Annotated in this window: 9 protein-coding genes and 2 pseudogenes; 10 read left to right on the forward strand and 1 reads right to left on the reverse strand. The window is 72.7% G+C overall.

The window, feature by feature from the left end; all coding sequences use genetic code 11:
* The first annotated feature begins 31 nt into the window (after positions 1–31).
* The 10 genes and pseudogenes from ACLGIH_RS26500 to ACLGIH_RS26545 all read left to right on the forward strand — a co-directional run bounded on the left by ACLGIH_RS26500 (position 32) and on the right by ACLGIH_RS26545 (position 12,097).
* A complete protein-coding gene (locus tag ACLGIH_RS26500; RefSeq protein WP_416527789.1) occupies positions 32–1,408 on the forward strand; it encodes a pectate lyase family protein in 1,377 nt (458 codons plus the stop codon).
* Complete coding sequence (locus tag ACLGIH_RS26505; protein WP_416527790.1) at positions 1,405–2,562, forward strand: Gfo/Idh/MocA family protein; 1,158 nt, start codon at positions 1,405–1,407, stop codon at positions 2,560–2,562. Before ACLGIH_RS26500 ends, ACLGIH_RS26505 begins: the two co-directional genes overlap by 4 nt.
* Positions 2,559–3,404 carry a DUF6807 domain-containing protein gene (locus ACLGIH_RS26510; RefSeq protein ID WP_416527791.1) on the forward strand — a complete coding sequence of 282 codons (846 nt, stop codon included), beginning with the start codon at positions 2,559–2,561 and terminating at the stop codon, positions 3,402–3,404. The genes ACLGIH_RS26505 and ACLGIH_RS26510 overlap by 4 nt, the downstream gene beginning before the upstream one ends.
* Before the next feature lie 116 nt (positions 3,405–3,520).
* Entirely contained in the window at positions 3,521–5,029 is a 1,509-nt protein-coding gene (locus ACLGIH_RS26515; protein ID WP_416529482.1) for a glycoside hydrolase family 43 protein, read from the forward strand.
* 34 nt (positions 5,030–5,063) lie between these two features.
* Positions 5,064–6,119: pseudogene (locus ACLGIH_RS26520) on the forward strand (pectate lyase family protein); the annotation flags it as partial.
* 64 nt (positions 6,120–6,183) lie between these two features.
* Positions 6,184–7,542, forward strand: a complete 1,359-nt coding sequence (locus ACLGIH_RS26525) for an ABC transporter substrate-binding protein (protein WP_416527793.1) — start codon at positions 6,184–6,186, stop codon at positions 7,540–7,542.
* Positions 7,543–7,667: 125 nt separating this feature from the next.
* Positions 7,668–8,468, forward strand: coding sequence for a rhamnogalacturonan acetylesterase (locus tag ACLGIH_RS26530; protein WP_416527794.1), 801 nt, complete (start codon positions 7,668–7,670; stop codon positions 8,466–8,468).
* A gap of 31 nt (positions 8,469–8,499) precedes the next feature.
* Complete coding sequence (locus ACLGIH_RS26535; protein ID WP_416527795.1) at positions 8,500–9,825, forward strand: pectate lyase family protein; 1,326 nt, start codon at positions 8,500–8,502, stop codon at positions 9,823–9,825.
* A 72-nt stretch (positions 9,826–9,897) separates the two neighbouring features.
* The gene (locus tag ACLGIH_RS26540; protein ID WP_416527796.1) at positions 9,898–11,010 is read left to right on the forward strand and encodes a pectinesterase family protein; all 1,113 of its coding nucleotides are present in this window, start codon (positions 9,898–9,900) and stop codon (positions 11,008–11,010) included.
* A complete protein-coding gene (locus ACLGIH_RS26545) occupies positions 10,997–12,097 on the forward strand; it encodes a dienelactone hydrolase family protein (protein WP_416527797.1) in 1,101 nt (366 codons plus the stop codon). The genes ACLGIH_RS26540 and ACLGIH_RS26545 overlap by 14 nt, the downstream gene beginning before the upstream one ends.
* On the opposite strand, the pseudogene ACLGIH_RS26550 reads toward ACLGIH_RS26545, so the two are convergent.
* Positions 12,060–13,118 (reverse strand): annotated as a pseudogene (locus ACLGIH_RS26550) (glycoside hydrolase family 43 protein); the annotation flags it as partial. The gene ACLGIH_RS26545 and the pseudogene ACLGIH_RS26550 overlap by 38 nt on opposite strands.
* Between the last annotated feature and the right edge of the window lie 178 nt (positions 13,119–13,296).

Below are 13,296 nucleotides of genomic sequence, written 5' to 3' on the forward strand. Positions count from 1 at the left end.
GGGCGCGGGAAGCGAGCGGAAGGAGACACGGATGCGCAGGACACGCAGAACACGCGGAGTCCTCCAGATCACCGCCGTCGCCGTGCTGCTGGGCGCGCTCGGCACCCCGGCCGGGGCCGACTCCCGCGACCTCGGCACCCCGGCCGGGGCCGATTCCCGCGACCTCGGCACCCCGGCCGGGGGCGACTCCCGCGACCCCGGCCGCGACACCCTCGCACCGGACGACGGCTGGGCGGCGGCCGAGGGCGGCACCACCGGCGGTTCCGCCGCCGACGACGCCCATGTCTTCACGGTCACCGACCGGGCCGGGCTGGTGCGCGCCCTGGACGGCGGCAGCGACACCCCGAAGATCATCCGGATCGCCGGGACGATCGACGCCAACACCGATGACACCGGCCGCCGCCTGGACTGCGCCGACTACGCCACCGACGGCTACTCCCTGAAGAAGTACCTGGCCGCCTACGACCCCCGCACCTGGGGCTCCGCCAGGCCCAGCGGTCCCCAGGAGGACGCCCGCCGGGCCTCCGCCGCCCGGCAGGCCGAACGGATCGTGCTGCCCGTCGGTTCCAACACCACCCTGGTCGGCCTGGGCGACGACGCCGTCCTGAAGGGCGCGAGCCTGAAGGTCGAGAACGCGGACAACGTCATCGTCCGCAACCTCGAACTCCGCGACGCCTACGACTGCTTCCCCGCCTGGCAGCCCAACAGCGGCGGCCTCGGCGACTGGAAGGCGGCGTACGACAACCTGTGGCTCAAGGGCGCCACCCACGTCTGGGTCGACCACGTGACCGCGAGCGACAAGGGCCACCCGGACCAGAAGGAGCCGGTCCACTTCGCCCGCAACCTCCTGCGCCACGACGGCCTGCTGGACATCACCAACGGCTCCGACCTGGTCACCGTCTCCTGGAGCCGGTTCTCCGGCCACGACAAGGCGATGCTCATCGGCAACGGCGACTCGGCCACCGGCGACCGCGGAAAGCTCCGGGTCACCCTGCACCACAACGAGTTCGACTCCCTCGTCCAGCGCGCGCCCCGGGTCCGCTTCGGGCAGGTGCACCTCTACAACAACCGGTACGTGGTCCGCGACGGCACCGCCTACCGCTACTCCCTCGGCATCGGCACCGAGTCCGCGGTGTACGCCGAGAACAACGCCTTCACCACGCCCGCCCACGTGGAGGTCGCCGACCTGGTCAAGAGCTGGAACGGCAGCGCCCTGCACCAGAGCGGCACCCTCTTCAACGGCTATCCGGTGGACCTGCTCGCCATCCACAACGCCTACAACTCGGGCAGCGAGCGCGACCTGAGCGCCGACGTCGGCTGGACGCCCGTCCTGCACGGGAAGGTCGACAGCGCCGCCGCGGCCGACCGGGCGGTGGCCCGCGGCGCCGGTGCGGGGAGGCTGCCATGAGCGCACCGCTGCCCGTCGTCCTCGCCGGCGCCCGCGGCCACGGCCGCTGGCACGTCGCCAACCTCCGCAGGCTCCAGGACGCGGGCCTGGTCCGGCTGACCGGCATCTGCGAACTCACGCCGCTGACCGAGGAGGAGTACGGCGGCCCCCTCCCCGAGCAGTCCGCCGACTTCGGCGCCCTGCTGGACGCCACCGGCGCCCGGATCGCCGTGGTCTGCACGCCGATCCCGACCCACACCGATCTGGCGCTCACCGCCGCCCGCCGGGGTGTGCACCTGCTGCTGGAGAAGCCCCCGGCGCCGTCGTACGCCGAGTTCCGGCGGATGGCCGACGGGGTCGCCGAGGCCGGTGTCGCCTGCCAGATCGGCTTCCAGTCGCTGGGCTCGCACGCCGTGCCCGCGATCCGCGAACTGGTCGCGGAGGGCGCGATCGGCGAGGTCGTCGGGATCGGCGGGGCAGGCGCCTGGGTGCGCGACGAGGCCTACTTCCGGCGGGCGCCCTGGGCGGGCCGGCGGCGGCTGGACGGCGCCGACGTGGTCGACGGGGCGCTGACCAACCCCCTCGCCCACGCCGTCGCCACCGCCCTCGCCCTGGGCGGCTGCACCCGCGCCGAGGACGTCACCGGCATCGAGACCGAGCTGAGCCACGCCAACGACATCGAGGCCGACGACACCTCCTGCGTCCGGATCGGCACCACGCGGGGGCACCGGGTCACCGTCGCCGCGACCCTGTGCGCCGAGCGGCCCGCCGAACCATATGTCCTGGTGCACGGCACCAGCGGCCGGATCACCTTCTGGTACAAGCAGGACCGCGTCCTGCTCCAGCGCGCCGGCCACGGCCCCGAGGAGTACGACCACGGCCGCACCGACCTGCTGGAGAACCTGGTCGCCCACCTCACCGCCGGCGAGGCGCTGCTGGTCCCGCCGGAGGAGACCGGCGCCTTCATGACCGTCGTGGAGGCGATCCGGCGGGCCCCCGACCCCGAGCCGCTGCCGGCCGCGGCCTGGCGCCGGATCGACGCCGAGAACCGCCGGGTGGTGCCCGGCGTCGACGGCCTCGTCGCGGCCGCCGCCGACACCCTGTCCCTCTACTCCGAGCTGGGCGCCCCCTGGGCCCCGGCGCCCGCCGCCCGGCGGGAGGTGAGCACCCGATGACCACCACCGGCTCCCCGGTGCTGCGCGTGGCGGGCCGCCCCGTCGCCCGCTACGTCACCCGTCCGGAACTGCCCGCCCGGCTCTCCCCGCGCCCCTATCTGCACCCCGTCACCACCCTGGCCGGCACGGCGGTCACCGAGCTGAGCCCGGCCGACCACGCACACCACCTCGGCGTCGGTGTCGCCGTTCCCGACGTCGAGGGGCACAACTTCTGGGGCGGTCGCACCTTCGTCCGCGACCAGGGGCCGACCGAGCTGGACAACCACGGCGCCCAGCGGCACACCACGTTCGCGCTGCGCGACCCCGACGGCTTCGTCGAGGAACTGCGCTGGGTCGGCGCCGGCACCGAGCTGCTGCGCGAGCGCCGCACGGTCGCGGCCACCGGGCTCACCGACCGGGCCTGGGCCCTGGACCTCACCTTCTCCCTCACCAACATCACCGCCGGTCCGCTCAGCATCGGCAGCCCCGCCACCAACGGGCGGCCCGGCGCGGCCTACGGCGGCTTCTTCTGGCGGGCCCGCAAGGAGGACGCGGCCCCGGACGTCTTCACCGCCGACGCAGCCGGCGAGGCGGAGGTCCACGGGCGGGGCGCCGACTGGCTGGCGCTGGTGGGCTCCACCTGGTCGCTGGTGTTCGCCGGGGCGACCGACCGGACCCGGCGGGACCCGTGGTTCGTCCGCACCGAGGAGTACCCGGGCGTCGGTTCCTCCCTCGCCCACGACACGCGGCTGACGGTCGCGCCCGGCGACACCCTCGTCCGCCGGATCGTCACGGTCGTCGCCGACGGCCGGCTGGAGAGGGACGGCGCCGCCGCCCTCGTGCGGAAGGCGGTGAGCCCGTGAGCACGGAGACGGAAGGCGCTGCGGCCGTGCGCGCCGAGACGGAAGGCGGTGAGCCCGTGAGCACGGAGACGGAAGGCGCTGCGGCCGTGCGCGCCGAGACGGAAGGCGGTGAGCCCGTGAGCGCCGAGACGTACCGCAACCCCGTCCTCGACGCCGACTGGTCCGACCCGGACGTCGTCCGCGTCGGCGACGACTTCTACCTGACCGCCTCCAGTTTCGGCCGCGTCCCGGGCCTGCCCCTGCTGCACTCCCGCGACCTGGTCAACTGGACCCTGGTCGGGCACGCCCTGGAGCGCCTGGAACCGGCCGAGGCCTTCGCCGTGCCCCGGCACGACTGCGGGGTGTGGGCGCCGTCCCTGCGCCATCACGACGGCCGCTTCTGGATCTTCTGGGGCGATCCCGACCACGGCATCTACCAGGTCAACGCCCCTGACGTGCGGGGCCCGTGGACCGACCCGCACCTCCTCAAGGCAGGCAAGGGCCTGATCGACCCCTGCCCCCTGTGGGACGAGGAGACCGGCGAGGCCTACCTGGTGCACGCCTGGGCCAGGTCCCGCTCCGGCGTCAAGAACCGCCTCACCGGTCACCGCATGCACCCGGACGGCACCGCACTCCTCGACGAGGGCACGGTGATCGTCGACGCCGACCGCATCCCCGGCTGGTTCACCCTGGAGGGCCCCAAGCTCTACCGGCACGACGGCTGGTTCTGGATCCTCGCCCCCGCCGGGGGAGTGGAGACCGGCTGGCAGGGCGCCCTCCGGGCCCGCGACTTCTTCGGGCCGTACCAGGAGAGGGTCGTCCTGGAGCAGAAGGACACCGACGTCAACGGGCCGCACCAGGGCGGCTGGGTGCGCACGGCGTCCGGCGAGGACTGGTTCCTGCACTTCCAGCAGCGCGGCGCCTACGGCAGGGTGGTCCACCTCCAGCCGATGCGCTGGGGTCCGGACGGCTGGCCGGTGCTCGGCACCGACGGCGCGCCCGTGGCCGAGCACCGCCGCCCCGCCCTGCCGCCGCAGCCGCCGGCCGCGCCCGCCACCGACGACGACTTCCCCGGCGGACGGTTCGGCCGCCAGTGGCAGTGGACGGCCAACCCCGGCGACGGCTGGGCCGTCCGGCACTCCGGCGACGGGCTGCGCCTGGCCTGTGTCCGCTCCGCCGACACCCACGACCTGCGCCGGGTGCCGAACGTCCTCACCCAGCGGCTGCCCGGCGCGCCGTCGGCCGTCGAGGTGGAACTGCGCCTGGACAGCGAGGAGCCGGGCGCGCGGGCCGGACTGGTCGTGCTCGGGGACGCCTACCGCTGGATCGGGCTCCAGCGGGGCGCGGACGGGGCGGTGCACCTGGTGCACCGGTTCGTGGAGCAGGTGGCGGAGGCCGAACGGGACGCCGACCATCCGCTGCCCGTACCCGGGGCACGGGTCCGGCTGCGGATCGAGCTGGGCGCCGGGGCCCGCTGCCGTTTCGCCTACGACCTCGGTGACGGCCCGCGTCCGACCGGGCAGGTCTTCGCCGCCACCCCCTGGCGCTGGGTGGGGGCCCTGCTCGGCCTGTTCGCGCTCGCCCCGGCCGGCCGGGGGCCCGCCGGAGCGGCCACCTTCACCCGGTTCCGGATCACCACCGACTGAACACAGCCCACCCGTACGCCTGTTGGGAGCCGCAATGACGCACCTCCGTAGCAAGCGCTTGCCGGGAACCGGCAGAACCCTGGCCGCCGTCCTCGGCCTGGTCGCCGCCCTGGCCCTCGGGGCGGCCGGGGAGGTGCGGGCCGCCGCCCCGGCCGCCGAGCCGGCGGCGGCGCCCCCGCACCGCCTCACCGACCGGCCGCACGGTTTCGCCTCGCTGGCCGGCGGCACCACCGGCGGCGCCGGCGGCCGGGTCGTCACCGTCACCGGCCAGGCCGCGCTGGCGAAGTACGCGGCGGCCGAGGAGCCGTACGTCATCCGGGTGGCGGGCTCGATCGCCGTACAGCCCTTCGGCTCCGAGATCGTGGTCGCCTCCGACAAGACGATCATCGGCGTGGGGGACACCGGCGAGATCGTCCACGGCGAGCTGCACCTGAAGCCCGGCACGCACAACGTGATCATCCGCAATCTGACGATCCGCGACAGCCATGTCGAGGGCGACTGGGACGGCAAGACCAACGACTTCGACGCCATCCAGATGGACTCCGTCCACCACGTCTGGATCGACCACAACCACTTCACGCACATGGGCGACGGGCTGCTCGACATCCGCAAGAACAGCCGCTACCTCACCGTCTCCTACAATCGGTTCACCCACCACAACAAGGCGCTGGGCATCGGCTGGACGGACGACGTCGAGACCGAGATCACCATCGACCACAACTGGTTCGCCGGCACCAAGCAGCGCAACCCGTCCGCCGACAACTGCGCCTACGCCCACCTGTACAACAACTACCTCTCGGCGCAGCCGGCCGACGGCGACCCCGTGTGGACGTACGGGAACTGGGCGCGCGGCGAGACCGAGATGGTCATCGAGAACAGCTACTACGACGGTGTCCAGCACCCCTACCAGGCGGACGCCACCGCCGAACTGGTGCAGCGGGGCTCGGTCCTGAAGGACACGACCGGCCGTCACGACAGCTGGGGCACCGCCTTCGACCCGCGGGACTTCTACGACTACCGGCTCGACCCGGCGGCAGCCGTACCGGCGCTGGTCAAGCGTTTCTCCGGGCCGCAGAAGCAACTCGGCACCCACTGACCCCCACGCGAGCAGTACCTCACCCCTTCCGTTGGATCCAGAAGAAGAGAGCCGACCAATGAAGATCAGCATGCGTACCAGCAGAACAGGCAGGCGCCGGACACCTGCCGTCGTCGCCCTGGGGGCCGTGCTCGCACTGACCGCCACCGCCTGCGGTGACGACGGCAGCGGGGCGGGCGGCGCGGGCGCCGAGGGCAGCGGCACCGGCAAGATCGTCTTCTGGGACAACAACGGCGGTGTCCGCACCGACATCTGGAAGGAGATCATCGCCGACTTCGAGAAGGCCAACCCGGACATCGACGTCGAGTACGTCGGGATCGCCGCCACCGAGTACCAGTCCAAGGTCGACACCGCCATCCAGGCCGGCGGACTCCCCGACGTCGGCGGTGTCGGTGCCGCCATGCTGGCCGGCTTCTCCGCGCAGGGCGCGCTGGAGCCGCTGGACGACCGGCTCGCCGGGTCCGCCCTGGACGGCAAGCTCAACAAGGACATGATCGAGTCCATGAAGGCGGCCGGCGGCGGCGACGGCACCCTGTACTCGGTGCCGACCTCCGCCAACAACGGCGTCCTGTACTACCGCACGGACCTGTTCCGGAAGGCCGGTCTGGAGGCGCCGACGACCTGGGACAAGTTCTACAAGGCCGCCGAGAAGCTCACCGACGTCTCGGACAACGAGTTCGGCTACACCATCCGCGGCGGCTCGGGCTCCGTCGCCCAGGCGCTCGACGCGATGTACGGGCAGTCGGGCATCACCTCGTTCTGGGACGCCGACGGCAAGAAGACCACCGTCAACGACCCGAAGAACGTCGAGGCGCTGGAGAAGTACGCCGGTCTCTACAAGGACGTCACGCCGGCGGCGGACGTGAACAACGACTTCACCAAGATGGTCGCGCAGTGGGACACCGGCACCATCGGCATGCTCAACCACAACCTGGGCTCCTACCAGGACCACGTCAAGGCGCTCGGCACGGAGAAGTTCCGCGGCATTCCGCAGCCCGTGGGGCCCGGCGGCAAGCGGGTGCAGGTGTCCAACCCGGTGGACGGGCTGGGCATGTTCAAGAGCTCCAAGAACAAGGAGGCGGCCTGGAAGTTCATCGAGTTCGCCGCCTCGCACGAGTCGAACTCGAAGTTCAACAAGTCGGCGGGGCAGGTGCCGTCGAACGTGGAGGCCGCGAAGGACGCCTGGATCGCCGAGGCGGAGCCGACGAAGCTGGCCGCCCAGGCGCTGAGCGACGGGTCGACCACGATCGTGCAGCTGCCGTACTACCTGCCGGACTGGAACACGCTGTCCAAGTCGGAGAGCGAGTCGGCGTTCCAGAAGGTGCTGCTGGGGGACATGACCGCGAAGGCGTTCCTCGACGGGCTGGCCGAGAAGCTGAATGAGGCGCAGGCGGAGTGGACGGAGCAGATGGGTTAGTTCGTCGCGGTTCACCGTGGGGCGGTCCGTGGTCCGCGGGCTGCGGGCCGTCCCGGGCTGGGCGCGCGGTCCCTTCCTCGCGCCCCTGGAGAGTCGTCCCACAACCTCGACGGAAAGGCACAGGTGTGTCGCTCACCCGAAGGCAGGTCGCCGCTGCGGCCGTTGCCGCTCTCCCTCTCGGCGGTGCCGTGACCGGCACCGCCCGGGCCGCCGGCTGGCGCCCCCGCACCCTCCACATCGCCGGTGATTCCACCGCCGCGCAGAAGTACGCCGACGCCGCTCCCGAGACCGGGTGGGGCATGGCGCTGCCGTTCTTCCTGCACCGGGACCTTCCGGTCGCCAACCACGCCGTGAACGGGCGGAGTTCCAAGAGCTTCGTCGACGAGGGGCGGCTCGACGTGATCCTCCGGGAGATCCGGGCCGGCGACTTCCTGGTCATCCAGTTCGCGCACAACGACCAGAAGAAGGAAGACCCCAGCCGCTACACCGAGCCCTGGACCACGTACCAGGAGCACCTGCGGCTGTACGTCGACGGCGCCCGGGCCCGTGGTGTGCGGCCGGTGCTCGTCACCCCCGTGGAGCGGCGGCGGTTCGACGCCGCCGGTCACGCCGTGTCGAGTCACGGCGAGTACCCGGCGGCGATGCGGGCGCTCGCCGCCGAGGAGGGCGTGGCGCTGCTCGACGTCCAGGCGCTGTCGCTCGCGCTGTGGCAGCGGCTCGGTGTGGAGGGCACGAAGACGCACTTCAACTGGACCGAGACCGAGCAGGACAACACGCACTTCAATCCGCCGGGTGCGATCGAGGTGGCCCGGCTCGTCGCCCGTGAGCTGCTGCGCACCCGGGTGCTGGCGCACCGGGACGTGCGCCGGCTGGACGAGCGGATTCCCGAGTCCTGGATCAGCTGGCCCGCACAGGGCATCGCGTAACACCCCAGACCCGTAGAAGGAGAGCCGCACCATGAACAGATCGATATGGCATGGGCATGCCATGAAGAGAGCCGCCGTGCTGGCCGGCTGCACCGCCCTCGTGCTGTCCCTCACCGGGACCACCGCCCAGGCCCGCGACCGGCACGGGGACCCCGCCCGGCAGACCCTGCCGGCCGGTGACGGCTGGGCCTCGTACGGCTCCGGCACCACCGGCGGGGCCGCGGCCGACCCGGAGCACGTGTACACCGTCCGCACCTGGCCCGAGTTCAAGGCCGCTCTCGCCGCCGGGGGCGGCGTGCCCAGGATCATCAAGGTCAAGGGCATGATCGACGCCGTCGCCGACGGCTGCGACGCCTTCGCCGCGCCCGGCTACGACTTCGACGCCTACCTGGAGAAGTACTCCCCGGAGAACTGGGGCAGGGACACCGACCTGGAGGCCGAGCCCGACGACAGCCCCGAAGGGCTGCGCCGCGCCTCCGCCGCGCGGCAGGACGCGGCCATCAAGGTGAACGTGCCCTCCGACACCACCATCATCGGCGTCGGCCGGGGCGCCGGGTTCAAGGGCGCCAGCCTCCAGATCAAGGGCGTGGACAACGTCATCGTCCGCAACCTGACCCTCGAGAGCCCCGTCGACTGCTTCCCGCAGTGGGACCCCACGGACGGCAGCAAGGGCAACTGGAACTCCGAGTACGACAGCGCCGTGGTGTACGGCTCCACGCACGTCTGGCTGGACCACAACACCTTCACCGACGGCGACCACCCGGACAGCGCGGCGCCCACCTACTTCGGCATGCTGTACCAGCAGCACGACGGGCAGCTGGACATCGTCCGCGGCGCCGACCACGTCACCGCGTCCTGGAACGTCTTCACCGAGCACGACAAGACGATCCTGATCGGCAACAGCGACAGCGAGTCCGCCGCCGCCACCGACCGCGGGCGGCTGAAGGTGACCTTCCACCACAACCTGTTCAAGGACCTCGTCGAGCGCGCCCCGCGGGTCCGCTTCGGCCAGGTCGACGTCTACAACAACCACTTCGTGGCCGACGAGAAGTACTCCTACAGCTTCGGCATCGGCAAGGAGTCCCAGCTCGTCGCCGAGCACAACGCCTTCACGCTGCCGGAGGGCACCAGCCCCGCCAAGGTCCTCAAGCGGTGGAACGACTCGCCGCTCACCGCCGCCCACAACCGGGTCAACGGCCGGAGCGTCGACCTGATCGCCGCGCACAACGCGCAGAACCCGGGCACGCCCCTCAGGTCCGGCGCGGGCTGGACCCCCACCCTGCGGACCGCGGTCCACCCGGCCTGGGCCGTCCCGCTGATCGTCGGCCACGGCGCGGGCGCCGGACGGCTGCGCTGACGCCCCCCGAACCGGGCCGGGGCGCCCGCACCGCCCCGGCCCACCCGGCACGCACTCCGAAGGAGCACCCGCATGCACCGACCCGACCTCACCCGCCGGGGTTTCCTCCTGGCGACCGCCGGCACGGGCGCCGCCCTGGCCCTCACCGCCGGCCCCGCCTCGGCCGGGACCGGCCCGCGCCCGTTCGGCCGCCACGGCTCACCGGCCGCCCGCCGCACCCCGAGGACCCTGTACGTCGACCCGCACGGCCGCGGCGACTTCACCTCCGTCCAGGCCGCCGTCACCGCCGCCGGCAGCGGCTGGACGCTGGTGATCGCACCGGGCACCTACCGGGAGACGGTCGCCGTCGGCACCGACCGCACCGACATGACCTGGATCGGCGCGGGAGAAGACCCGCGCGACGTCGTCGTCGTGTACGACAACGCGGCCGGCACCCCGAAACCGGGCGGCGGCACCTACGGCACCAGCGGCTCGGCCACCACCACGGTGCGCGCCGACGGCTTCACCGCCCACCGGATCACCTTCGCCAACGACTGGCTGCGCGCCGACCACCCCGGTTTCAGCGGCACCCAGGCCGTCGCGATCAAGGTGATGGGCGACCGCTCCGCCTTCCACCACTGCCGCTTCCTCGGCCACCAGGACACCCTGTACGCCGACAGCCGCGACCGGACCCTGTTCGCCCGCCAGTACTACGCCCACTGCCACATCGAGGGCGACGTCGACTTCGTCTTCGGCCGGGCCACGGCGGTCTACGAGCACTGCCACTTCCGCACCCTGACCCGCACCGACCTCTCCGGCGCCCCGTACGGCTTCGTGTTCGCGCCGTCCACCGTGGGCGACAACCCGCGCGGCTACCTCGTCACACGAAGCCGCGTCACCAGCGAGGCCCCCGACGGCTACTACAAGCTGGCCCGCCCCTGGGTGCCCAGCTCCGACACCACCGCCCGCCCCATGCTCACCGTGCGCGAGACCCACCTGGGGCGGGGCATCGACGCGGTCGCCCCGTACGCGAGCATGCGCGACGCACACCCGTGGCAGGAGCAGCGCTTCCGGGAGTACCGCAACACCGGACCCGGTGCCGTCGTCACCGTCCCCGGCAACCGCCCCCAGCTGACCCGTGCCGAGGCCGCCGCGCACACCAGGGAGGCGTACCTCGGCGACTGGCGGCCGTATGACCGCCGGTGAGCTGCCCGGGTTCCACGAGGCGCTCAAGGACGAGCTGACCTTTCCGCTCGCCTGGGGCACCGCCCCGATCCGGGACTTCGCCACCTGGCGGCGTGCCGCCCGCGCCAAGGTCGAGGAACTGCTGCTGGTCGGCCGGCAGGAGGCCACGCCGTACGCGCCCGAGTTCGGCGCCCGCGAGGAGGGGGACGGCTGCACCCGGGAGCTGGTGACCGTCTCCCTCACCCGGTACGCGCGGGTCCCCGGCGCCCTGCTCACCCCGCACGGCACCGGGCCCTTCCCCGCGGTGCTGCTCCTGCACGACCACGGCTCCCGGTTCGACATCGGCAAGGAGAAACTGGTCCGCCCCTGGTACGACCGCGCCCGGCTCGCCGCCGCCGAGGAGTGGGCGGAGCGCAACTACGGCGGGCGCTTCCTCGGCGACGAACTCGCCCGGCGCGGCCATGTCGTGCTCTGCTTCGACGCTCTCGGCTGGGGCGACCGGGGACCGCTCGCCTACGAGGGCCAGCAGGCCCTGGCGAGCACCCTCTTCCACCTCGGCGTCTCCCTGGCCGGGCTGCTGGCCCGGGAGGACGAACGGGCCGCCGGCTTCCTCGCCGGCCTGGACCGGGTGGACGCCCGGCGGGTCACCGCCCTCGGGTTCTCCCTGGGCGGCTACCGGGCCTGGCAGACCGCCGCGCTCAGCGACCACATCGCCGCCGCGGCGAGCGTGTGCTGGATGACCGGCCTGAAGGAGATGCTGGTGCCCGGCAACAACGTGCTGCGCGGGCAGTCGGCGTTCCACATGCTGCATCCCGGGCTCGCCCGCCACCTCGACCTGCCGGACGTGGCGAGCATCGCCGCGCCCCGGCCGATGCTGTTCCTCGGCGGCGCCCGGGACCCGCTGTTCACCACCGAGGGCGTGGCCGCCGCCTACGCGAAGCTGCGCGCCGTCTGGCGCTCCCGCGGCGCCGGCGCCCGGCTGCGCACTCAGCTGTGGCCGGACGCCGGGCACGCCTTCACGGTGCGGATGCAGGACGCGGTCTTCGGGTGGCTGGACTCGGTCAGCGGCCGTACGCGGCCAGCAGCCGGCCGTACTCCTCCCCGGTGACCGGGACGACCGTGCCGTGGCGGGGGCTGGCCGGCAGTTCGAAGCCGGCCGACGGGGTCCACCGGCCCGAGGCGAGGTCGGTGGTCTCGAAGGGGACGTAGCCGCGGCCGCCGTACTCGTCGACGAACAGGTACCACTTCTCCTCGGTGTTGGACCTGAACACCGTCGGCCCCTCGCCGCGCTCCATCGCCCCCCGGCCGATGCAGTCGGCGACGAAGTCGTACGAGGTGTCGGTCAGGGACGCCGACCTCTCCGCGGTGATGAACTTCGAGCAGGGCGAGCCGGACGAGGGGTCGCGCTCGTCCTTGGTGTACCGGTAGTAGGTGCCCCGGTGCTCGGCCACCGTGGAGTCGATGACCGAGTAGCCCGGGTCGTTCCAGACCCTGGCCTCGCTGAAGGTGCGGAAGTCCTTCGTCGTGGCGTACAGCATCTTGTTGTACGTCGATCCGGTGTGGCCGGGGTCGTCCTCGGCGTAGAGCTTCGAGGCCCAGAAGACGACGTAGGCGCCCAGCGAGTCGTCCCAGTAGGCCTCCGGTGCCCAGGCGTTGCCCGCGTTGTCCGGGGCGACCCGGACCAGCCGCTGGTCGGTCCAGTTCACCAGGTCCGTGGATTCCCAGACCATGACCGACCTGCTGCCGTGCCGCTGCACCTCGTCCCAGCTGCCGCTGCTGCCCCGGTACATCCGCAGGTCGGTGGCGATGAGGTAGAACCGGTCGCCGTCGGGGGAGCGGATCACGAACGGGTCGCGCAGGCCCTTCTCGCCGATCGTGGAGGTCAGCACCGGCTCGCCCGCGTTCAGCTCGCGCCAGTGCAGGGCGTCGTTGCCGCGGCTGAGGGCGTAGCGGATCTGTTCGCCGTCGGCGGTGCCCTCGCCGGTGAAGTAGGCGAAGAGGTAACCGGCGTACGTCGGGGATCCGGGCGGCTTCCGAGCCTGTGCCTGGGCGGCCGGCGGGGTCGCGAGCAGAGCGAGGAGCAGGGCGAGGAACGGTGCCAGGAGCGTGCGGGACGAGCGTCGACGCATGAGGGTTCCTGTGGGTGCCTGGGGGATTCTGTTGGATGGCGCGCCCTCAGAGTGTCACCACCGGGGAGCGAGGCGTCAACGGGACGGCGGCATCCGGAAGTTTCGGGGGCGGACAGGAGAACGCCCCCGCCGGTCGTCACCGGCGGGGGCGTTCGGCGGGCCGGCCGAGTGGGGGCTC

Source organism: Streptomyces hamibioticus (genome assembly GCF_047946815.1).
Lineage (GTDB): Bacteria > Actinomycetota > Actinomycetes > Streptomycetales > Streptomycetaceae > Streptomyces.

Coding starts and splice junctions, on each gene's coding strand:
- ACLGIH_RS26505 (WP_416527790.1), top strand. CDS start 1,405: ATGAGCGCACCGCTGCCCGTCGTCCTCGCCGGCGCCCGCGGCCACGGC.
- ACLGIH_RS26540 (WP_416527796.1), top strand. CDS start 9,898: ATGCACCGACCCGACCTCACCCGCCGGGGTTTCCTCCTGGCGACCGCC.
- ACLGIH_RS26545 (WP_416527797.1), top strand. CDS start 10,997: ATGACCGCCGGTGAGCTGCCCGGGTTCCACGAGGCGCTCAAGGACGAG.
- ACLGIH_RS26500 (WP_416527789.1), top strand. CDS start 32: ATGCGCAGGACACGCAGAACACGCGGAGTCCTCCAGATCACCGCCGTC.
- ACLGIH_RS26525 (WP_416527793.1), top strand. CDS start 6,184: ATGAAGATCAGCATGCGTACCAGCAGAACAGGCAGGCGCCGGACACCT.
- ACLGIH_RS26510 (WP_416527791.1), top strand. CDS start 2,559: ATGACCACCACCGGCTCCCCGGTGCTGCGCGTGGCGGGCCGCCCCGTC.
- ACLGIH_RS26535 (WP_416527795.1), top strand. CDS start 8,500: ATGAACAGATCGATATGGCATGGGCATGCCATGAAGAGAGCCGCCGTG.